The organism is Loktanella sp. Alg231-35 (assembly GCF_900143545.1).
In the GTDB taxonomy this organism is placed as follows: domain Bacteria; phylum Pseudomonadota; class Alphaproteobacteria; order Rhodobacterales; family Rhodobacteraceae; genus Yoonia.
This window is the reverse complement of sequence record NZ_FREV01000005.1, coordinates 149,571-169,784: the sequence shown is the minus strand read 5'-3', so window position 1 is coordinate 169,784 and position 20,214 is coordinate 149,571. Positions and strand designations below refer to the sequence as shown.

At 58.7% G+C, this 20,214-nt stretch carries 20 protein-coding genes; 9 read left to right on the top strand and 11 right to left on the bottom strand.

What is annotated here, in order from left to right; genetic code table 11:
* Positions 1-152: 152 nt before the first annotated feature.
* Entirely contained in the window at positions 153-1,397 is a 1,245-nt protein-coding gene (locus tag DHN10_RS13565) for a sarcosine oxidase subunit beta family protein (RefSeq protein WP_108815883.1), read from the bottom strand.
* A gap of 203 nt (positions 1,398-1,600) precedes the next feature.
* Here DHN10_RS13565 and ccmI point away from each other — a divergent pair, with 203 nt between their 5' ends.
* From ccmI to DHN10_RS13550, 3 genes are read left to right on the top strand one after another with little or no spacing between them, the layout of a single operon-like run.
* Positions 1,601-2,797 (top strand): c-type cytochrome biogenesis protein CcmI, encoded by a 1,197-nt coding sequence (gene ccmI, locus DHN10_RS13560; RefSeq protein ID WP_108815882.1) that lies wholly within the window; start codon positions 1,601-1,603, stop codon positions 2,795-2,797.
* Positions 2,794-3,270 carry a Holliday junction resolvase RuvX gene (gene ruvX / locus DHN10_RS13555; protein ID WP_108815881.1) on the top strand — a complete coding sequence of 159 codons (477 nt, stop codon included), beginning with the start codon at positions 2,794-2,796 and terminating at the stop codon, positions 3,268-3,270. The genes ccmI and ruvX overlap by 4 nt, the downstream gene beginning before the upstream one ends.
* Positions 3,267-3,509, top strand: a complete 243-nt coding sequence (locus tag DHN10_RS13550; protein ID WP_108815880.1) for a DUF1289 domain-containing protein — start codon at positions 3,267-3,269, stop codon at positions 3,507-3,509. The genes ruvX and DHN10_RS13550 overlap by 4 nt, the downstream gene beginning before the upstream one ends.
* Before the next feature lie 30 nt (positions 3,510-3,539).
* Here DHN10_RS13550 and epsE read toward each other — a convergent pair whose 3' ends face one another.
* The 4 genes from epsE to DHN10_RS13530 all read right to left on the bottom strand — a co-directional run bounded on the left by epsE (position 3,540) and on the right by DHN10_RS13530 (position 7,930).
* Positions 3,540-4,742, bottom strand: coding sequence for an exopolysaccharide biosynthesis GT4 family glycosyltransferase EpsE (epsE, locus tag DHN10_RS13545; protein WP_234417131.1), 1,203 nt, complete (start codon positions 4,740-4,742; stop codon positions 3,540-3,542).
* Positions 4,743-4,889: 147 nt separating this feature from the next.
* Positions 4,890-5,960 carry an ABC transporter ATP-binding protein gene (locus DHN10_RS13540; protein ID WP_108815879.1) on the bottom strand — a complete coding sequence of 357 codons (1,071 nt, stop codon included), beginning with the start codon at positions 5,958-5,960 and terminating at the stop codon, positions 4,890-4,892.
* Between the two features lie 72 nt (positions 5,961-6,032).
* Entirely contained in the window at positions 6,033-7,151 is a 1,119-nt protein-coding gene (locus DHN10_RS13535; protein ID WP_108815878.1) for a hypothetical protein, read from the bottom strand.
* Positions 7,151-7,930, bottom strand: a complete 780-nt coding sequence (locus DHN10_RS13530; protein ID WP_108815877.1) for an SDR family oxidoreductase — start codon at positions 7,928-7,930, stop codon at positions 7,151-7,153. The genes DHN10_RS13535 and DHN10_RS13530 overlap by 1 nt, the downstream gene beginning before the upstream one ends.
* A gap of 124 nt (positions 7,931-8,054) precedes the next feature.
* On the opposite strand from DHN10_RS13530, the gene DHN10_RS13525 reads away from it, so the two are divergent.
* Positions 8,055-9,017: a Hint domain-containing protein gene (locus DHN10_RS13525; RefSeq protein ID WP_108816070.1), complete on the top strand. Its 963-nt coding sequence runs from the start codon at positions 8,055-8,057 to the stop codon at positions 9,015-9,017.
* Between the two features lie 19 nt (positions 9,018-9,036).
* On the opposite strand, the gene DHN10_RS13520 is transcribed toward DHN10_RS13525, so the two are convergent.
* Positions 9,037-9,645, bottom strand: a complete 609-nt coding sequence (locus DHN10_RS13520) for a hypothetical protein (RefSeq protein ID WP_159087001.1) — start codon at positions 9,643-9,645, stop codon at positions 9,037-9,039.
* A gap of 99 nt (positions 9,646-9,744) precedes the next feature.
* On the opposite strand from DHN10_RS13520, the gene DHN10_RS13515 reads away from it, so the two are divergent.
* From DHN10_RS13515 to DHN10_RS13495, 5 genes are all read left to right on the top strand, one after another.
* Positions 9,745-11,340, top strand: a complete 1,596-nt coding sequence (locus DHN10_RS13515) for a peptide chain release factor 3 (RefSeq protein ID WP_108815875.1) — start codon at positions 9,745-9,747, stop codon at positions 11,338-11,340.
* A gap of 87 nt (positions 11,341-11,427) precedes the next feature.
* On the top strand, positions 11,428-11,874 hold the full coding sequence (locus tag DHN10_RS13510) for a hypothetical protein (protein ID WP_108815874.1): 447 nt from the start codon (positions 11,428-11,430) through the stop codon (positions 11,872-11,874).
* A complete protein-coding gene (locus DHN10_RS13505; protein WP_234417130.1) occupies positions 11,852-12,496 on the top strand; it encodes a hypothetical protein in 645 nt (214 codons plus the stop codon). The genes DHN10_RS13510 and DHN10_RS13505 overlap by 23 nt, the downstream gene beginning before the upstream one ends.
* Positions 12,497-12,549: 53 nt before the next feature.
* Entirely contained in the window at positions 12,550-13,281 is a 732-nt protein-coding gene (locus tag DHN10_RS13500) for a hypothetical protein (protein ID WP_108815873.1), read from the top strand.
* Positions 13,282-13,425: 144 nt separating this feature from the next.
* Positions 13,426-14,880 (top strand): DEAD/DEAH box helicase, encoded by a 1,455-nt coding sequence (locus DHN10_RS13495; RefSeq protein ID WP_108815872.1) that lies wholly within the window; start codon positions 13,426-13,428, stop codon positions 14,878-14,880.
* Between the two features lie 186 nt (positions 14,881-15,066).
* On the opposite strand, the gene DHN10_RS13490 is transcribed toward DHN10_RS13495, so the two are convergent.
* From DHN10_RS13490 to nuoN, 5 genes are all read right to left on the bottom strand, one after another.
* Positions 15,067-15,420 carry a hypothetical protein gene (locus DHN10_RS13490; RefSeq protein ID WP_199910681.1) on the bottom strand — a complete coding sequence of 118 codons (354 nt, stop codon included), beginning with the start codon at positions 15,418-15,420 and terminating at the stop codon, positions 15,067-15,069.
* A gap of 147 nt (positions 15,421-15,567) precedes the next feature.
* Entirely contained in the window at positions 15,568-17,232 is a 1,665-nt protein-coding gene (locus DHN10_RS13485) for a ribonuclease J (RefSeq protein WP_108815871.1), read from the bottom strand.
* On the bottom strand, positions 17,229-18,002 hold the full coding sequence (locus DHN10_RS13480) for a type III pantothenate kinase (protein ID WP_108815870.1): 774 nt from the start codon (positions 18,000-18,002) through the stop codon (positions 17,229-17,231). The genes DHN10_RS13485 and DHN10_RS13480 overlap by 4 nt, the downstream gene beginning before the upstream one ends.
* Before the next feature lie 17 nt (positions 18,003-18,019).
* Positions 18,020-18,781, bottom strand: a complete 762-nt coding sequence (locus tag DHN10_RS13475; protein WP_108815869.1) for a biotin--[acetyl-CoA-carboxylase] ligase — start codon at positions 18,779-18,781, stop codon at positions 18,020-18,022.
* Positions 18,771-20,207 (bottom strand): NADH-quinone oxidoreductase subunit NuoN, encoded by a 1,437-nt coding sequence (nuoN, locus tag DHN10_RS13470; RefSeq protein ID WP_108815868.1) that lies wholly within the window; start codon positions 20,205-20,207, stop codon positions 18,771-18,773. The genes DHN10_RS13475 and nuoN overlap by 11 nt, the downstream gene beginning before the upstream one ends.
* Between the last annotated feature and the right edge of the window lie 7 nt (positions 20,208-20,214).

Sequence of the window (20,214 nt, the reverse complement as noted above, 5' to 3'; positions counted from 1 at the left end):
TGCCATATGGAACTGCTGTTGATCATTGTTGGGACATTTCTGTCGGCCGCCATCATTTCGATGCTGGTGGATCGGGTGTTCGGCGACGGCTTTGAAGAGGATGAAGACGGAGCGGACTAAAGTCGCTCTGCCCGCGTGCAATTGACGTGTCATCAATGCGCCACCCCTGCCGCCACGCTTTCATCAATAAACTTACCTTCACGGAAGCGGAACATGCTGAATTCATCCGTCAGCGGCGATTGGCCCTTGGCCATCAATTCGGCCATCGCCCAGCCAGAGCCGGGAATTGCCTTGAACCCGCCAGTGCCCCAGCCGCAGTTCACAAAGATACCCTCCACCGGTGTTTTGGATAGAATCGGAGACCTGTCCCCGGTGACATCCACGATCCCGCCCCATTGCCGCAGCATTTTCAGCCTTGCTATCATTGGGAAGGTTTCGACCAAGGCGCGCACGGTTTCCTCGATATGGTGGAACGATCCGCGCTGGGTGTAGTTGTTGTAACCGTCTGTGCCGCCGCCAATCACCATCTCGCCCTTATCGGACTGGGACATGTAGCCGTGCACCGTATTGGCCATCACAACGATATCCATGCAAGGCTTGATCGGCTCTGACACCAGCGCCTGCAGGGCTACGCTTTCAATCGGCAGCCGGAAGCCCGCCATCTGTGACATGACACCAGAGTGGCCTGCCACAACCATCCCCAGCTTATCGCAATCAATCGGCCCTTTGGTGGTATCGACGCCTACAACCTTGCCGTTTTCCTGCCGCACCCCCTGCACTTCGCATTGCTGGATCACATCCATGCCCATGTCAGAACAGGCTCTGGCATAACCCCATGCGACAGCGTCATGGCGTGCTGTGCCGCCGCGCGCTTGCCAAAGACCACCCAGAACCGGATAGCGCGGACCATCGATATTCATGATCGGGCACAGCTCTTTGACGCGGGCGGGTTCGATCCATTCGGTGGTGACACCCTGCAAGGCATTCGCATGTGCGGTGCGCTTGTAGCCCCGCACCTCGTGTTGGGTCTGGGCCAGCATGATCACGCCACGCGGACTGAACATGACGTTGTAGTTAAGGTCCTGAGACATCGTCTCGTAAAGCGAACGGGATTTTTCATAGATCGCGGCAGACGGGTCTTGCAGGTAGTTAGAGCGGATAATCGTTGTGTTCCGGCCTGTGTTACCGCCGCCCAGCCAGCCCTTTTCAAGAATCGCCACATTGGTGATCCCAAAGTTTTTGCCCAGATAATAGGCCGTCGCCAGCCCGTGCCCGCCAGCGCCCACGATGATCACATCATATTTCTTCTTGGGTTCCGCCTTGGCCCAGGCGCGATCCCAACCAGTATGCTGGCGCATGGCTTCACGAGCGATGGCAAAGGCAGAGTAACGTTTCATCGGGCTAGAATCCTTAGCTGAGTGCGGCGGTGCCGCTGCTATCCTATCTGTACCGGACCACAACGAAAGAGGATACTCAGAGCGGCGTCTGGCTGGCATTTTACGACATGTGTACGCTCGCGTGAAATGCCGGATCGTCGCAGGCTCTTTTCACGCCTGATGCAGAGGGTTATGTGAACCTCATCTGAGTAAAGTGAGGCGTGATGCTGTTCTGGATTGTCTGTGCTGTTTTGACCCTGAGTGTGACCGCGCTGATGGTGACGCCTTTGCTGCGTCCCAAACCCATTGGCAATGACAATCCCGATGTCGCGATCTATCGCGCGCAGCTTGATGAGATTGACCGCGATCTGGAACGCGAATTGCTCGCCCCTGATGAGGCCGAGCGCGCCCGTACAGAGGTTGCCCGCCGCCTGCTGGCCGCCAACAATGCCGCGACCGCGCCAGCCGCAGGGTTTGCACCCACCCGTGGTCTGTCGCTGACTGTGGCGGGTCTTATATTGGGACTGAGCTTTGGGCTTTACTGGATCACTGGCGCGCCGGGATACCTTGATGTGCCGCTCAGCGCCCGCTTGGCCGCCAGCGAAGAGATGCGCGCCAACCGCCCCGATCAGGCCGCCCTAGAGGCCGCAGCCCCCGCCCCGCCCGCCGCAGATCTGCCCGAGGATTACCTAACCGCCGTCGCCCAACTGCGCGAGATCGCCCCGACCCGCCCCGATGATCTGGAGGTCTGGTGGATGCTGGTCCGTCACGAGGTCGAAATGCGCGACTTTAGTGCCGCCGCCGCCGCACAGGCACAAATCCTTGCCATCAAGGGCGATGCGGCGACGACGCCCGACCACGAACGTCTGCTTGATTTGATGGTTGTGGCCGCTGGCGGCTATGTTTCGCCCCAAGCAGAGCGGCTGATCCGCGATATTCTGGACGGCAATGACGCCAACACCGTGGCGCGCTATTATCTGGGTGTCCTGTATAACCAAACCGACCGTCCCGATCTGGCGCTGCGCCTGTGGCGCGCCATCATCGAAACCGGCGATCCGAATAATTTCCACGTGGCCAATGCCCGCGCGCAAGTCGCCGATGCGGCCTTTCGGGCGGGTGTAGACTATGCCCTGCCCGAGGTCCGCGGCCCGTCATTCGCCGATATGGATGCCGCGGCAGAACTGTCACCCGAAGACCAACAAGCCATGATCGGCGGAATGGTCGCAGGACTGGCCGACCGGCTTGCGACCGAAGGCGGCACAGCGCAGGAATGGGCACGGTTGATCCGCGCCTATGGCGTGTTGGGTAACAAAGAGGCCGCAAATACTGTCTGGATCGAAGCACAGCAGGCTTTTGTCAGCAGCATGCGCGGGATGGAAATCCTGACCAATGCTGCACGCGATGCAGGCGTTTTGGAATGATCTGCGACACGCCGGAGGCCTTCGTTGCGGAGATCCCCGATATGGGTGCCCTCGCCGGGCTTGATCTGGGGACGGTGACCATTGGGGTGGCGTTGTCGGATGTGCTGCGGTCGGTGGCGACACCGGCAGAAACAATCAAACGCAAGAAATTCGGCGTTGATGCGGCCAAATTGCTAGAACTTCTGACCCACCGAATGGTGGGCGGCATCGTGCTGGGCCTGCCGTTGAACATGGACGGCAGCGAAGGCCCGCGCGCGCAAGCCACGCGCGCCTTTGCCCGCAATCTGGAAAAACTGACGCCCCTGCCGATCACCTTCTGGGATGAACGATTGTCGACTGTCGCCGCCGAACGTGCCCTACTTGAGGCGGATACGTCACGTAAACGTCGCGCAGAGGTGATCGATCACGTCGCCGCAGCGTATATTCTGCAAGGTATGCTAGACCGCATGGCGCATCTAAGGGGACAGACGTGACGAAACCTGAAAATACAGATCACATCTGGCAAAGGGCCGAAATCGAAAGCCCCTGCGTCAAAGTCTGTGTGATCCACCCCGAAAGCCGCCTGTGCACAGGGTGCCTGCGGTCCATCGATGAAATTGGTGCCTGGTCACGGATGAGCGCCGAAAACCGGCAAGCCATCATGGCTGAACTGCCCTCACGTTCTGGCAAGGTCACAAAACGGCGTGGCGGGCGGGCAGCGCGGGTGAAGTAATCGCCGGTTTCATCTGGTCCAATCCGATCATCAGATTTGTTCGATCGCCAGTTTCAGCACTTCAGCACTGCGGTTTGATCCAAAGCCGGTCACGATCCTGTCCCGCCCTGCGGATGCAAGCCGTTCAGCAAGCGCCTTGTCGCGGGCCAGCCGCACGATCTCGTCCGCGAGGGCCTGCGGGTCTTTGGGTTCAACCAGCAGCCCGTCGATCCCGTGATTGATCAGTTCTGCAACGCCGCCCGCATTGGTGCCGATGGTGGGGCGGCCACAGGCCATCGCCTCCATATAGGCCACGCCAAGCGGTTCGTGCATGCTGGCCATCACGTAGGCATGCGAGCCGTGAATATGTTCGCGCACCGTTGCCCCATCAACGGCTCCCAGCAAAGTGACCTGATCAGGCACCGTGCTTGATGCGATGATCGCCTCGAGGTTTTTGCGATAGCCGGTCCCGCCAAGATCGTCCTCTCCGGCGATGGTCAGATGCGCCGTCACGCCGGATGCCTTGAGCAGCTCCAAGGCGGCAACGACGGTCTGATGTCCTTTGACGATATTGAGCCGGGCACAGGTAAAAAGACGCAATGGTTCGTCACCATCCCACGGCTGATAGGTGCCTTCCGGCTTATACACCTCTGTATCGACGCCCATCGGACCCATATGAAGTTTGGGCGGCGCGGCATCACCGAGTGTTTCGAGGAAGGCCGCCTCGAGCACCTTGGTGATCATGATCCCAAACTGCGCATGTGCCCATTTGAAAGGCTGTGCAGGGCCGTAGTCAACAAGCGGGCCATGCAATGTGATCGAATAAGGTGGGCCACCGGCAAGGTGGCAAAGTGCTGCAATCATTGCACTATTCGCGGCAGAATGCGCGTGAACATGCGTGATGCCACGCTCTGCGCAGGCCTTTTTGAGCGCGATGGCCGCAGGTGCAGACATCGCCGCACTTTTGCGCGCGCCGGACGTCTTTTCATGCTTGGCCACTGCCCTAAGCCAACCGGGCAGACGCAAGGTCGCACTGACCTTGTCGCGCAGGCTGCCAAGCCCAAGGTAGGTTGTGCGTGCTGCGCCTGCGTCCGACCAGTCATGCGCTACCAGCGTTTTGACGGGGGGGCGTGTACTGAACAGATGCACCTCAACGCCCAAGCGTTCCAGCTCTTTGATCTCATTCCAAAAGAAGAGGTGGGTTTGCCCCGGAAACTGCGGGATCACGATCGCAATCTTCAATTTATCGCTCACATCAACATCTCACTCATCTCTCGCGCCAAGGGGCAAATCATTACATGGGTCAGGCCAAAGTGCTTGCGCGTTTGACGCCTGATCAAACTGCTAAATTTCAAAGGGACTATGATTGCCCGCATGGGATAACTCAAGAATTTGCTGTGCTTACTTGCTGGCAAAGACAAAACATCGGTCGCGGCGAATCATCAGCCACAGCGGCGTACCGGGTTTGGGCAAAAAGACCGACGGCACCACGGCACGCAGGATCGAATTGTCAAAATCCATCCGGAATTCCACAAGACTAGAGGCCCCCATGAACCGCGCGCGTTCGACAACACCGCGTGCAGCAGTGCCTTCGGCGGGTGTTGGGCTGGGGCCGCGCCCGGCGCGATCAAACTCGATCTTGATGTGCTGCGGGCGGATCACGATATCAACATCCGTCCCATCCGGCACGCCGGGGGCAAGGAATTGACCAAAGGGTGTATTGGTCAACGCCCCTTCAACTTTGCCGTGGATCACATTGATATCACTAAAGAATGCCGCCGCATCTAGATCGGTTGGCGCATTGTAGATATTGTAAGGCGCACCACGCTGGACGATCCTGCCGTCGCGCATCAGCGCGATCTCATCGGCCATGCGCATTGCCTCGCCCGGTTCATGCGTGACCAGCAGAACGGCTGTTCCTTCGCTTTTGAGAACATCCAGCGTCTCATCGCGGATATCGTCGCGCAGGCGGTCATCAAGTCCGGAAAATGGCTCGTCCATCAGCATGATGCGCGGTTTCGGCGCCAGCGCACGGGCCAAGGCCACGCGCTGTTGTTCGCCACCTGAAAGCTGATGAGGATAGTCGCGCGCATGGCGCGCCATGCCGACCTTATCCAGCAGCAGGTTCACCCGCTCTGCCGACCCTGCCCCTTTGAGGCCAAACCCCACGTTCTGTGCCACCGTCAAATGCGGGAACAGCGCGAAATCCTGAAACATCAGGCCGATGTTGCGCCGTTCGGGGGGCAGTCGGAACACCGTGTCACAAACCAGTTTCCCATCTACATGGATGGTGCCGCTGTCCTGCATCTCGACCCCGGCGATGATCCGCAGGGTTGTTGACTTGCCGCAACCCGAGGGCCCCAGCAGGCAGGTCACCTGTCCGGGGCTGACCGTCAGACTGACGTCATCCACCACCCGGCGGCCGCCAAAGTCTTTGACGATGTTCCTGATCTCAAGGCGGGGGGACTGCATGGGCAGGTAAGAATCCCTGACGAAAACAATTAGGTATCAGGCATCTAACAACTGCAACACCGCAGGGCAAGGTCAGGTCAATGTGAAGCCTTGCGTCCCGATGATCCGCCCGTTCACCTGCACATTGGCACGATGCGCGCCGGGATGCAGGGTAAATGTGGTGGCATTGTCCTTAAAAAGGTGGCGTTTGGTCAGCGTGACAGGTTTACCTGCCTTTGCGTCCAATACCTTGAACTTGAACACTTTGGGCGCCAGCGTGCCGTTGGCCTTCACAAAATCAATCACGTAATCGACGATCAGCGGTGCATCGTCCTTGGTGGTCAGCGTGACCGCGACTTGTACCGCGTCACCGCGTGCGATGCTGGTGGGTGTGATGCTGAAATTGTTCAACGTGACATCCACATTCGGCTGATAGCCCAGGTGTTCCATCGCCCCGGCGTGCCCCGCCTTGATCAGCCCACGCAGCGCGTGTTTGCGCATCCAAAGCAGTTCTTTCGCATCCTGATCGCCTTGGCGTTGCCATGCCTTCAACCGCTCCAGCACCAGTTCAGGTGCGGATTTGGTGATATCGTTAAGGTGATTGGCCACGGAGCGCGTCACAAAACGCGTGTTATCGCTATGCAAGCGGTCCAGCAGCGGCAGGGTTTGCGCAGTAGTCAGCCCGATCCCCTGCCCCCATGGCAGTTTCGGACGTGTCCCTTCGCTGACCAATCGGCGCACGTGATAGTGGTCGTGGTTGCGCCATTCATCCATGCGCGCCAGTGTTTCATCCGGCCAGCGGTTCAGGAACGCACGGATCGAAAACTCCATCGAAAACCGCTGCGTGACAGCTTCCAACAGATCAAGACTGCGATCCAAGTGATCCTCAAGCCCATGATTTTCCACATAAACGCCCAAAGGCGCATAGATGAAATGGCCAAAATCATCATCACGCAGCGTCGGGTCCAACGGCGGAGGGAGCGCTGAAGTGATCGCCTGTGCCGCGCCGGGAAAATCCTGCGGCAAATGGTTTGCAAGCACCTGCGCAATCCAGTTGATCCGCGCCTTCAATTCTAGCGGAGCCATCCCGGCAAGCACTTCTGACACGAACGGCGCGGCGTCAAAGACGCCCGCCTTTTCAAAGTACTGCCCCAGACGGCCTACCGTTGTAGGATTGAACAAATCGTCCTTGAGGCTGAATTTCTCGGCCATCAGATGGTTGCGTTGATTGCGCCACCGTCCAGAACGATGTTCTGGCCCACGATAAAGCCGGCGTGCTGTGAACATAAAAACGCGCACATCGCCCCGAACTCTGCCGCTGTGCCATAGCGCTTGGCGGGGATCGTTGCCTGCCGGTTGGCGCGGGCAGTGTCGATATCAATGCCTTGGGCCTTGGACACGCCCGTATCAAGACTGACCGCGCGGTCCGTGGCGTGAATGCCGGGCAGCATGTTGTTCACATTCACCCCGAATTCGGCGACCTGCCGTGCGGTCCCTGCGGCATAGCCGGTCAGACCGGCGCGGGCGGAATTGGACAGGCCCAACTGCGGGATCGGTGCTTTGACCGACCCGGACGTGATGTTCACCACCCGCCCCCAGCCTTTGTCGATCATACCGGGCATCAGTGCCTTCATCAGCGCGATGGGTGCCAGCATATTTGCATCAAGGGCCGCGATAAAATCATCACGGTCCCAGTCAGACCACAAACCGGGCGGTGGGCCACCTGCATTGTTGACCAGAATGTCGACACCTGCGGCGGCCTCAAGCAAAGCAGCGCGCCCGTCTTCAGTTGCGACGTCCGCCGCAACGGTGACCACATCAACGCCGTAGGTGTCGCGAATGTGGGTGGCGGTTGTTTCCAACGCATCCGCCCCTCGCCCGTTCAACACCAGATCCACACCGGCTTCGGCCAGAGCCTCTGCGCAACCGCGCCCCAGACCCTTTGATGATGCGCAAACCAATGCGCGTTTTCCCTTGATACCCAGATCCATGACGCGTCCTCCAGAATTGTGCGTTGGTATTGGACCTAGCACTGCCCCCTGCCCACGGCAATTCCGCGCCCGTGGGTTTTCTTTCAACCTTGGCGCGGCAGCATCCTGCGTGTATCGCTGCGGTATGCCCAACACACCCATGATCATCGAGGTTTATGCAGCCGCTGACGTCACCACGACCGAGGGGGTGATGAAGGGCGAACCTTTGTCATTTGCCGATGAACTGGTCATGGATGACGTGTTGCAGATCAATGCAGTCGCGCAAACCCACACCTTGTCACTTTCAACAGGCCCCGGTGGTTTGACCCGCACCGAAGGCGCGCAGAACGCTGTGCATCTGGACTGCTGCCTGACGCTGATTGCCCCCGATGGCGGCACCTACGAGGCGCTGGTGCTGGTTGAGGTGGACGATAATACCGTTGCCGATATCTTTCTGTTGCCCTTGGGTGAGCTATTGCCCCAGATCGGCTATCGCCTTGTTGGGGTTGAACGGCACACCGCGACCAAACGCTTTGCTGAGGCCGCCAGCGGTTCATTTGCCCGTGGGACAAAAATCACCATGGGTGACGGGCAAATGCGGGCCATTGAAGCGCTGCAAGCAGGTGACATGGTGCTGACCCGTGATGCGGGCAAGCAGCCGGTGCGCTGGTTACGCCAGTCCACCTTGCGGGCCACGGGCAGTTTTGCGCCTGTCGTGATCACAAAGGGGGCCTTGCACAATGAAAATGATCTGGTGCTGCGCCCCGATCATCGGCTGTTCGTCTATCAACGGCAGGACCATCTGGGGGCCGGACGCGCCGAGGTTCTGATCAAGGCCCGCCATCTGGTGGATGGTCACACGGTTGTACGCAGGCGCGGTGGTTTCATTGACTATTTTCAGCTGATCTTTGACGAACACCACATCATCTATGCGGAAGGAATTGCAGCCGAATCGCATCTTGTGGATCACCGGACGCGCGCCGCTTTGCCAGAAGGGCTTGGCGCGCAAGACCACGCACACCGCCCGCATCTGGATTATGAAGTGAAGGACAATCTGATCCCCTTTGCTAAAGCTGCCGCACTGCTGCGCAAGGCCTCTGCCGGTTAGGGGTGTTTAGGCCAGACGCCTAAGGCGCGCCAGAGGCTTCCGTCACCACAACAATCGCGGCGTCGCTGGCACTGCCACCTGAAATCGCACTCGCCTCCAAATCCGATGCGGTCAGGGCTTCTGCGGCGGGGCCGAGCAACACAGCGTTCAACGTACCGTCAAAGGCTAGCGTTGCCCCGCCGCCGGTCAATGCCCCGGTGTAGTCCAGCGTCAGGTCCTGCGCTGCCTCGGTGCCGCTTAGCGCGATCGCACCGCCATATTCCGACACCGCCCCGCCCGCCGTGGTGCCAAAGAAATTATCCATTTGCCCAGTGGTCGATGTTGTCTCGAAATCAACACGCACCGTGGCATCGCCGTAAAGGATGACCGGCGTTGTGCCCTGCACCCGGATCGTTGCGGCACCTACATAATCTACCATCCCGGCAGTCGGCACATCCATCGCGTCTGTGACCGGCATGCCCATGACGCCCGCACCGGGATCACCCAGCACGCGCAGTTTCTGCGCCTCATAGATATCAAGCCGGGCAAGTCGCGGGTCTATGCTGCCGCCGGAACCACCACCGCCGCCGCCGCCACCGCAGGCGGCCAGCCAAAGCAGAACCACATATGCGCCGATCGTCCGTCCCATCTCGGCCCCCCGCCAAGGACATACAGCGCAATCGCAAATCATCCGTTAAGGCCAACGGCCCGATTGCCCTTTGCCGCCCAACCGCATAAAGCGTGACCCATGACAAATCGCCCCGCCCTTCCCCCTGAAATTGCCCGCCGCCGGACGTTCGCGATCATCTCGCACCCCGATGCCGGCAAGACCACATTGACCGAGAAGTTCCTGCTTTATGGTGGTGCCATTCAGATGGCCGGTCAGGTCCGCGCCAAGGGCGAAGCTCGGCGCACGCGGTCGGACTTTATGCAGATGGAAAAGGACCGGGGCATCTCTGTGTCGGCCTCTGCGATGTCATTTGACTTTGAAAGGTACCGCTTTAACCTTGTTGATACGCCCGGCCACTCGGACTTTTCCGAAGATACTTATCGTACGCTGACGGCTGTGGATGCCGCCGTCATGGTCATTGACGGGGCCAAGGGTGTGGAAAGCCAGACCCAGAAACTGTTTGAAGTTTGCCGCTTGCGCGATCTGCCTATCTTGACATTTTGCAACAAAATGGACCGCGAAAGCCGCGATACATTTGAAATTATTGACGAAATTCAAGAAAACCTTGCAATTGACGTCACGCCTGCCTCTTGGCCCATTGGGGTGGGTCGCGAGTTCATCGGCTGCTACGATATTCTGCGCGACAAGCTGGAACTGATGGACCGTGCCGACCGCAACAAGGTCGCCGAAAGCGTCCAGATCAGTGGCCTTGATGATCCTAAACTGGCCGAACATGTGCCTGCGCATCTGCTGGAAAAATTCCTTGAAGAGATCGAGATGGCCAAGGAATTGCTGCCCACGCTCGACCCTGAGGCGCTGCTGAATGGTTCCATGACGCCGATTTGGTTTGGCTCTGCGATGAATTCTTTTGGGGTCAAGGAACTGATGGACGGGTTGGCCACCTATGGGCCCGAACCGCAGGTGCAAACCGCCCAACCGCGCAACATCGCACCCGAAGAAACGAAGGTCGCGGGTTTTGTCTTTAAAGTGCAGGCCAATATGGACCCCAAGCACCGCGATCGCGTGGCATTCGTCCGCATGGCCTCAGGTCATTTTCAGCGTGGCATGAAGCTGACCCATGTGCGCTCGAAGAAACAGATGGCGATTGCCAACCCTGTGTTGTTCCTTGCCGCTGATCGTGAATTGGCCGAAGAGGCCTGGGCAGGCGATATCATCGGTATTCCCAACCATGGGCAGTTGCGCATCGGTGATACGTTGACCGAGGGCGAAGCGATCCGCGTGTCTGGCATCCCATCCTTTGCGCCGGAACTGCTGCAAACCTGCCGCGCGGGTGACCCGCTCAAGGCCAAACACCTTGAAAAAGCCCTGATGCAATTCGCCGAAGAAGGTGCCGCCAAAGTGTTCAAACCGACCTTTGGATCAGGCTTTATCGTGGGTGTTGTGGGGGCATTGCAGTTTGAGGTGCTCGCCAGCCGGATCGAGATGGAATACGGGCTGCCCGTGCGCTTTGAGGCCTCGCAATTCACCTCTGCCCGCTGGGTGTCGGGCGACAAGGACGCGGTCGATAAATTCGCCGACGCCAACAAACAGCACATCGCGACCGACAATGACGGCGACACGGTTTACCTGACGCGGCTGCAATGGGACATCGACCGGGTGGATCGCGACTATCCAGACGTGAAATTGACAGCAACCAAAGAGATGATGGTGTAAGGGTATTTCCGCGTATCTGCGGTTGGGCGGCTGGACGGCGTGATCTCGTGTGTTATTTTCCGACCAGCCACAACTAGGAGGTCTTCGATGTCGTTGCCCAAGTCTGTCACCCTGTCCACCGCAGCCCTTGCCGCGGCATCGCCCGGCTTGGCCGAAACCATCGACAGCGCCGCATGGGATACCCTCGCCGCCATCGAGATCGAAGAGATCGTGACAGAGACCTCTTATCAGGTGCGCAAGATCTTCCCGGCCGAGATCAAAGACGGTGTGGCGCAGTTCGACATCACAGGCTTTGCCGTGCCTTTGGGTGACACGCGCAATGTGCGCGAATTCATGCTGGTGTCTGACATCGGTTTTTGCCCATTCTGCGGTGATCCCACCCATGGCACAGCATTGCAGGTCACCCTGGCCGCACCTTTGGATTTTGTCGAAGAAGGCACGCGCCTGTCCTTGCGCGGCTCACTGGAGACCATTCAGGACGATCAGACCTGGCAATCCGCAATCATGCGCGATGCCGTGGTTATCGACGGGTAGCCCCATCCCCCTTCAAAACCGCGTCCTGCCCAGTGGCGAGATTGTCGCCATTCCCGCACGAGGAGATTTCACCGGCAACCGGGGAATCATTCATGTTGCGGACAAGGAACTGGGCACGTCTCGCTGGTCCCATCACGCCTGGATTTGCTGCACGCTTGACTGGCAGGGCCGCAAGCGCGCTGTGATGACGGGGCGCAAATGGACCGAGCTGTTTTTTCTGGATGAAGCCGTCGCTATGGCCGCAGGCCATCGTCCTTGTGGCTATTGCAGGCGCGCCGACTATCAGCGGTTCGTTGATGCCTGGACCGCCGCCGTAGGCGCCAAACCCAGCGCCAAGGCGATGGACCGGGCACTGCATCAGGCGCGGATCATCAAAGGCACCCGCCAGCAAAAACGGCATCATTTGCCCGTCGATGCGCTGCCCAATGGGGTGATGATCTGGCACGCCAATCAAGCCCATCTGGTGCAAGACGACACCATCCTTCCTTTTACATCAACCGGTTACACCTCTGCTCGCCGCCGACCTCAACACGCGGTCGCCGATGTGCTGACACCCGCCCCCATGGTCGCAGCGCTTGAGGCAGGCTATCAATCTGCACTGCATCAAACAGCGCACTTGTAAGACGGCGTTTGCACGCGGATACTTTACCAAGACAACCATTGCAGGCACGCCTGATGACCCTCAAAGAAACCTTTCCCGGCGGCATCGCGAACCTGCTGCCCCAGTACCGCAACCGGCGCGCCCGACTGACGGGTGAAGACCTGCCACCACTGAACGTTGATTTTCGACCGCTGGCTGCAATTGCTTTGCCACCGCAGGACATCCCTCGGCCAGAAGGGCTGACACGTGTGCAAAAGAAGCGCCACATGCTGCTGGGAGAGCTGGCAGGACATAGCGAACTCGCCCTGCTGCACGGTCTGCTGATTTCGCATTTGCGCAAACACACCTACCCTGACACTGCGCCTGCGCTTTTTCTTAGGCTTTGGAAAGAAGAAGAAGAGTGGCTTCTTGACACGTTGCCCACGCGGTGGCTCATCTCGGCGGCAATCACTTTTGCAGAGCATGGTGAAACGGAAGAAGACCGCAACCTTGCCGCTCGAATGAACATTCTGTTTTCGCTGATGAAGATACTTGAGGCAGAGCGGTGCTTTTCTGGCTTGCACCCTCAGGAACCATTTCACATTCGTGATCGCCAAAAGGCCCAATTGCCCATGGGAATGCAGGGGTTTTCTGTTCTGAAGGGTGATCTCGAAGCGCATCTTCTTGCCCCGCTTTGGCGGGACGCTGGCAAGGCTCCGGGTTGTGGCCCGTTGGTTCGGCAGCTCTTGCACCTGCTGAACGAAGACGACGGCACCGTCTTTCGACGGTTTGCCCATATGCGCGAAAAAGCCGCAGAAGCGCGCTAACCCTGCGGAAAATCACGGTTTGCTTGACCATTTCGCACTGATCGGCTATCCGCGAACCACTGGCCCGTTGGCCATTTGACGCGGGACGCGCGGAACATGCGTCCTTTCACGAATTGCGGACCGATCCGCATGTATAGGACGTATATGACCAAGTTCACTGATTTGAACCTTGCCCCCAAGGTTCTCAAGGCTGTAGCCGAAACCGGCTACGACACCCCCACCCCCATTCAGGCCGGCGCGATTTCCCCCGCCCTTGAAGGCCGCGATGTTTTGGGCATTGCCCAGACCGGCACTGGTAAGACCGCAGCCTTTACCCTGCCGATGATCACACTGCTGGGCCGTGGCCGTGCGCGCGCGCGCATGCCCCGCTCGCTGGTGCTGGCCCCGACGCGAGAACTGGCCGCCCAAGTGGCCGAGAATTTCGACGCCTACGCCAAATACACCAAACTGTCGCGCGCCCTGCTGATCGGCGGCACCAGCTTTAAGGATCAGGACAAGATCATCGACAAAGGCGTCGACGTGCTGATCGCAACGCCTGGTCGCCTGCTGGACCATCTGGAACGTGGCAAGCTGATCCTTACCGATGTCAAGATCATGGTGGTGGATGAGGCCGACCGCATGCTCGATATGGGTTTCATCCCCGATATCGAAGAGATTTTCAAGCGCACGCCGTTTACCCGCCAGACGCTGTTCTTCTCGGCCACGATGGCGCCAGAGATCGAGCGGATCACCAATACGTTCCTGTCAAACCCTGCCAAGATCGAAGTGGCGCGTGCAGCCACAACGAACACCAACATCAAGCAAGGTGTTGTGATGTTCAAAGGCTCTGCCAAGCCAAAAGAGCCGTCAGAAAAGCGCGAATTGCTGCGCAAATTGATCGATGCCGAGGGCGAAGCCTGCACCAACGCGATTATCTTCTGCAACCGCAAGTCGGATGTGGATATCGTTTCGAAGTCATTGAACAAATACGGCTATAACGCCGCCCCGATCCACGGCGATCTGGACCAGTCCCACCGGACCAAAACGCTCGACAAGTTTCGCGATAATGAATTGCGCATCCTTGTGGCCTCTGACGTGGCCGCGCGCGGATTGGATATTCCGGCCGTGACACACGTTTTTAACTTCGACGTGCCCAGCCATGCCGAAGACTACGTCCACCGCATCGGACGCACCGGTCGCGCGGGGCGTTCCGGCACCGCGATCATGATCTGCGTGCCACGCGACGAGAAGAATCTTGAAGATGTGGAGCGTCTGGTAAAAGAGACGATCCCGCGTTTGGATGCGCCTGGTGGTAAGACTGACGCGGCCCCTGCTGAGGCAGAGAAGCCGGAAGAAAAGCCCAAGCGGACACGGAGCCGTCGCAAGCCCGCGCCGAAAGATGACGCAAAGGCAGAAGAGGTCAAACCTGCTGAGGCTGAAAAGCCCGCCGAGACCCCAAAGGCCGATGTGAAGGCAGAGGAAAAACCCCGCCAAGAGCGCAACCGCGGCGGACGCGGACGTGGCAATGATAGGCGTGACAACGGCCCCAAGGTTGTTGGCATGGGGGACGAACCGCCTGCGTTTATCGCACTGAGCTTTGCGGAGCGGGCGAAGGGGTAGTCTCGCGTCGGGGTGAACCCCGATTTACGTTATCTCGCGCCCCATCATCAAAACCTACCGCCCGGTTAACCCGGATCCCCCTCCGGGGGAGGTCGGACGCTACCCTCGCGCAAGGACAGGCACGTTGCAGGGGATCGAACTTTGTCGGCACCCGCATCTGGCAAGATGCCGACAGTTTCAGACGCTCTACCGGAAGGTCACTGACGCGACAGAGCAAACGTTGACATTGTTCAAAACCTGACCACCGCCATCGCGGAACTCTGCTTTCATGTCGAACATGCAGGCGCCGGTGCCGTCATCAAAGTTGATATTCACTGAACTTCCATTGGACAGCACTGTGGACCCAAGAATATCTTCTTCCCAGGATGACGTGCTTGTACGTGAACCATACAGACGCCAGATCGTGCGGCCGGTGGCGTTTTGGATCGTGACCCAACGGTTGGCCGATGCCCCCGAAGACGACACATTGGTTGTTTCGACGCAGGCACTAAGGGCCGCTGCAGCGACGCCTGCCGCAATGAAGGACTTAAAATGAAACATCTTACTGGCTTCTCCTAATCTTTTTTGAACAGCTGCCCAAAATGGCAGACATACTGATGGGCACGTAAAATCTGTGCGCTGCTAAAAGAGTCGGGCAAATTGGCGATTATGGGGCCAAAAAGCGTGCTTTATGCGAAATTGGGTGATTCACCCCAACCTGCTCACAATCACCGTTACCTCTGGTTTCTTGCCGATCTCGCCTTGTGCTGACTTGCGGGCAATCGACTTCAGTTCTTTCTCCAGCTTCACATCATCGCGCAGCGTCTTGGCCTTGGCGCGGTTCACGAATTGGCTCAGGTCTTCTTCGACGACCTCAACCAAGGCCGCGTTGTTGCGTCCCGTCTCGGCCAGACCCGAGGTTTCAACCCAAGGGTCGCCCAGCGGTTCGTCGTTTTCATCAATGATCAGCGTCACGATCAGATGCCCGTTCAACGCCATGCGGATGCGGTCGCGTACAACCCCGTCCAGCGCGCCGACTTGTACCGATCCATCCAGATAGGTCCGCCCGGTTTCGATATATTCGGCGACCGTCGGCTGGTTCCCGGACAGATCAATCATCATCCCGTTGACTGCGACGATGCCCGATAGACCCGACGCCGCGCCCAGCTTTACGTGTTCGCGCAGATGTCGGTGTTCGCCGTGCATCGGGATCAGGGTTTGTGGTTTGGTGATCTGGTGCAAGCGCGCCAGATCAGGGCGGTTCGCGTGGCCGGACACGTGGAACTTGCCGCCCGCGTCGTCAATCACATCAACGCCCAGTTCGGACAGTTGGTTCATGATACGGATCACACCGCGTTCATTGCCGGGGATAGTCTTAGAGGAAAACAGGAACGTATCCCCCTCCTTCAACTTCAACCCCAGATACGACCCTTGCGATAGCTGGGCAGAGGCCGCACGGCGTTCGCCCTGTGACCCCGTGACCAGTAGCATCACGTTTTCACGTGGCATTTGCAGCGCGTCTTCGGGTGACACCACCGATGGGAACCCTTTCAGAATACCCACTTCGGTTGCCGCTTCGACCATGCGGCGCATCGCGCGGCCCAGTAGCACGACAGAGCGGTCAGCCTTTTGTGCGGCAATCGCCAGCGTCTTCAATCGCGCGATGTTGGAGGCGAATGTGGTCGCCACGACCATGCCGGTCGCTTCTTTCATCATGTCCGCAATCGCATCGCCGATGGATGCCTCTGACCGTCCCGGATCGCGCGAAAACACGTTCGTGCTGTCACAGATCAGCGCCTTGACGCCGTCCTTTGACACTTCTTCCCAAAGCGCCTCATTCCACGGATCACCCACAACCGGGGTTTCGTCGATCTTGAAATCGCCAGAGTGCAGCACGCGCCCGTCAGGCGTGTCGATCAGCAGACCAGCGCTTTCGGGGATCGAGTGACTGATCGGCAGATAAGACACCGTCATCGGCCCACATTTGATCATCTCGGGGTAAACATCGACGACCTTGACCACCGATGGCGGGTGCCCATGTTCATCCAGCTTGCGCCGGGCGATATTGGCCGTGAAGGGACGTGCATAGACAGGCGCGCCCAGCTGTTCCCAATAGTGGCCAATCGCACCCACGTGGTCTTCGTGCGCGTGGGTGATAAAGATGCCTTCGATCTGCGCCTTGCGCGCCTCAAGCCAGGCAATATCGGGCAGGATCAGATCCACCCCCGGCGTGCCGTCCATATCCGGAAAGGTCACGCCCAGATCGACCACGATCAGCCGCTCTTTGCCGGGCTTGCCATAGCCGTAAACATAGGCGTTCATGCCGATTTCGCCGGCACCCCCAAGGGGTAGATAGATCAGGCGGTCGCTCATGCGTTGTCCTTGTTGTATTTGTGGATCACGGTCAGCCCGTGGATCGTCAGATCGTCCTCAAAGGCGTCAAACAACGGCTCGGACTGTTGGAAAAGCGGGGCAAGGCCGCCGGTCGAGATGACCTGCATTGGCACGCCACGCTCGGCCTTGATGCGCGCACATATCTCGCGGACCAGCCCGATGTAACCCCAAAAGACACCCGATTGCATGCAGGCCACGGTATTGGTCCCGACCACGGCTTGCGGTTTTGAGATATCAACATGGGGCAAGGCGGCAGCGGCATTGTGCAGCGCCTCTAGTGACAGGTTCACACCCGGCGCGATAACCCCGCCGACATAGGCGCCGTCTTCGGCCACCACGTCAAAGGTGGTTGCGGTGCCGAAGTCCACAACGATCAGATTGCCGCCATGCCGGTCATATGCCCCTGCTGCGTTGACCAGGCGGTCAGGGCCGACCTGCGTGCCTTCATCCACCCGTGGGTTGGCAGGCAGCAAACAATCCGGCTTGCCGACAACCATCGGACGGCAGTTGTAATACCGATCTGCAAAGACCCGCAGGTTCCAGACCACGCGCGGCACGGTTGAACTGATGATGACGGCGTCGATCATGACGTCGACCTCCTGAAATCGCATCAGGGTCGAAAGCCAGACATAGTATTGATCCGCCGTGCGCTGCCATTCGGTGCTGGTGCGCCACGTGGCGATGAATTCACGGCCGTCCCAAATCGAAAACACCGTGTTGGTGTTACCGCAATCAATGGCGAGAAGCATAGGGTCGCCTCCTTCTATCAGAAAAACACGTCTGCCGCCGGGATCGCGCGCGGGCCCGTGCCGGTGATCAGGACGAGGTTGCCGTCACGGTCGATACTGTCGAAAATGCCGGTGATGTCCTCGCGCCCGGTATGGGCGGTGATGACCTCGCCGAGCCGAGCGGCATGGGCCATCCAATCGTCGCGGATGCGGTCAAAACCGAGGCGCAGCAGTTTGGCCTCTTGCGTGGCGTAGGCATCAGCAAGGGTTGAAAGGAAATCTTTGGGGGAAACGTCATCGCCCCTTGCCGCCGCCAGACTGGTTGGTGCGAAACTTGCGTCTGTTACCCCTTCGGGCGTGTGCCGCAGGTTGACGCCAATCCCGATAGAGAGCCAATCAACGAAAGGCCCCTGCCCGCCGCTTTCCAGCAGGATACCCGCAACTTTTCCGCCTGAGAGAAGCACATCATTGGGCCATTTCAGCGACAGTTTCTCAGCAGGAACATAAATCGCCAGCGCCTGAAATAGGGCATTGGCCGCAAGGAAGGATCGTTTTGAGGCTTCCATCGCCGTCGCCTCTGGCCGGAAAATCAACGTGGCGTTCAGGTTACCCGGCGGCACCACCCATTTGCGCCCGCGCCTGCCGCGCGCCGCCGTCTGGGTTTTCGCCATGATCCATGTGGGGCGTTCAATATCGCGCGCACGTCGTGCGGCCTCTGCCATCGTGTTATCAATTGTATCCAGCACGACGCAGTCGTAGCCTTCCGGCCACGGCCCATGTCCTGAAGCGTCAGTTGACAAGCGTTGCTGCCGCTGCCGCTGCTGCGGGCTCGATCCCGAAAAGGTTCACAACACCCAGCAACATTACTGCGGCAGACCCCATCAGGAATGCCCAAAGCACGGGGTTGATCTTACCATCAAGGTGCTCACCTTCTTCACCGAAGTACATGAAGTAGACGATGCGCAGGTAATAAAAGGCGCCAATCACCGATGCGATCACACCAGCCACGGCCAGCCAGGCCAGCCCGCCATCATATGCCGCGCGCAACACGTAGAATTTGCCAAAAAAGCCAACCATGGGTGGCACACCAGCAAGGCTGAACAGCAGGATCAGCATCGCCAGAGCGCGCAAAGGCTGTTGTTTGGAATACATCTTGAGGCTGTCGATGTTTGTCACAGGCCGCCCGTCACGCTCCATCGAGAGAATAAAGGCAAAGGTCCCGATGTTCATCGTCACATAGATGGCCATGTAGATCAGCATCGCCTGCACACCAAAGGCCGTACCAGCGGCCAGACCCATCAGGGCAAAGCCCATATGCGCGATCGAGGAATAGGCCATCAGGCGTTTGATGTCTTTCTGCCCAATGGCAGCAATCGCCCCAAGGAACATGGAAACGACCGACAGGAAGGCCACAATCTGTTGCCAATCGCCGACGATCCCGCCGAAAGCGTCATGCACAACGCGGGCGAAAAGCGCCATCGCAGCAACCTTTGGCGCCGTTGCAAAAAAGGCCGTGACTGGCGTGGGTGAACCTTCGTAGACGTCCGGCGTCCACATGTGGAAAGGCGCGGCAGAGACTTTGAACGCAAAGCCCGCAATCAAGAAAACAAGACCAAAGAGCAGACCCAAGGAAGGCTCATGCGCTGTTGCTTCGATGATGCCCGCAAAGAGCGTCGTGCCAGCAAAGCCGTAGGTCAGCGATGCACCATAAAGCAGCAAGCCAGAGGAGAGCGCGCCAAGAACGAAATACTTGAGGCCAGCTTCGGTGGATTTCACGCTATCGCGACGCAGTGATGCAACCACGTAAAGCGCGAGGGATTGCAATTCGAGCCCCATATAGAGCGCCATAAGGTCGCCCGCGCTGACCATTACCATCATGCCGACAACGGCCAAAGCAACGAGGATAGGATATTCAAACCGCAACAACCCGCGTTGTTGCATATAGCTTTCTGACATCAACAGGACCGCTGCGGCAGACACCAGAATCGTGATCTTGGCAAACCGCGCGAAACCGTCATCGACGAACATGCCGCCAAAGGCCGCGTTCGTTCCCTGCCCGTTGATCCCAATCCAGACCGCCAGCAGAACAAACAGACCCGACGTCGCCCAAGTGAGCAACGGCGCCATGCCGTCTTTCGTCGTGTAAACTGCCGCCATCAATGCGCCCATGGCGTAAACCGCCAGCACGACCTCAGGCATTAGGATTTGGATATCAGCGCCAATCATAACGGGC

Coding starts and splice junctions, on each gene's coding strand:
- DHN10_RS13565 (WP_108815883.1), bottom strand. CDS start 1,397: ATGAAACGTTACTCTGCCTTTGCCATCGCTCGTGAAGCCATGCGCCAG.
- ccmI (WP_108815882.1), top strand. CDS start 1,601: ATGCTGTTCTGGATTGTCTGTGCTGTTTTGACCCTGAGTGTGACCGCG.
- ruvX (WP_108815881.1), top strand. CDS start 2,794: ATGATCTGCGACACGCCGGAGGCCTTCGTTGCGGAGATCCCCGATATG.
- DHN10_RS13540 (WP_108815879.1), bottom strand. CDS start 5,960: ATGCAGTCCCCCCGCCTTGAGATCAGGAACATCGTCAAAGACTTTGGC.
- DHN10_RS13535 (WP_108815878.1), bottom strand. CDS start 7,151: ATGGCCGAGAAATTCAGCCTCAAGGACGATTTGTTCAATCCTACAACG.
- DHN10_RS13530 (WP_108815877.1), bottom strand. CDS start 7,930: ATGGATCTGGGTATCAAGGGAAAACGCGCATTGGTTTGCGCATCATCA.
- DHN10_RS13525 (WP_108816070.1), top strand. CDS start 8,055: ATGCCCAACACACCCATGATCATCGAGGTTTATGCAGCCGCTGACGTC.
- DHN10_RS13520 (WP_159087001.1), bottom strand. CDS start 9,645: ATGGGACGGACGATCGGCGCATATGTGGTTCTGCTTTGGCTGGCCGCC.
- DHN10_RS13515 (WP_108815875.1), top strand. CDS start 9,745: ATGACAAATCGCCCCGCCCTTCCCCCTGAAATTGCCCGCCGCCGGACG.
- DHN10_RS13510 (WP_108815874.1), top strand. CDS start 11,428: ATGTCGTTGCCCAAGTCTGTCACCCTGTCCACCGCAGCCCTTGCCGCG.
- DHN10_RS13505 (WP_234417130.1), top strand. CDS start 11,852: ATGCCGTGGTTATCGACGGGTAGCCCCATCCCCCTTCAAAACCGCGTC.
- DHN10_RS13500 (WP_108815873.1), top strand. CDS start 12,550: ATGACCCTCAAAGAAACCTTTCCCGGCGGCATCGCGAACCTGCTGCCC.
- DHN10_RS13495 (WP_108815872.1), top strand. CDS start 13,426: ATGACCAAGTTCACTGATTTGAACCTTGCCCCCAAGGTTCTCAAGGCT.
- DHN10_RS13490 (WP_199910681.1), bottom strand. CDS start 15,420: ATGTTTCATTTTAAGTCCTTCATTGCGGCAGGCGTCGCTGCAGCGGCC.
- DHN10_RS13485 (WP_108815871.1), bottom strand. CDS start 17,232: ATGAGCGACCGCCTGATCTATCTACCCCTTGGGGGTGCCGGCGAAATC.
- DHN10_RS13480 (WP_108815870.1), bottom strand. CDS start 18,002: ATGCTTCTCGCCATTGATTGCGGTAACACCAACACGGTGTTTTCGATT.
- nuoN (WP_108815868.1), bottom strand. CDS start 20,207: ATGATTGGCGCTGATATCCAAATCCTAATGCCTGAGGTCGTGCTGGCG.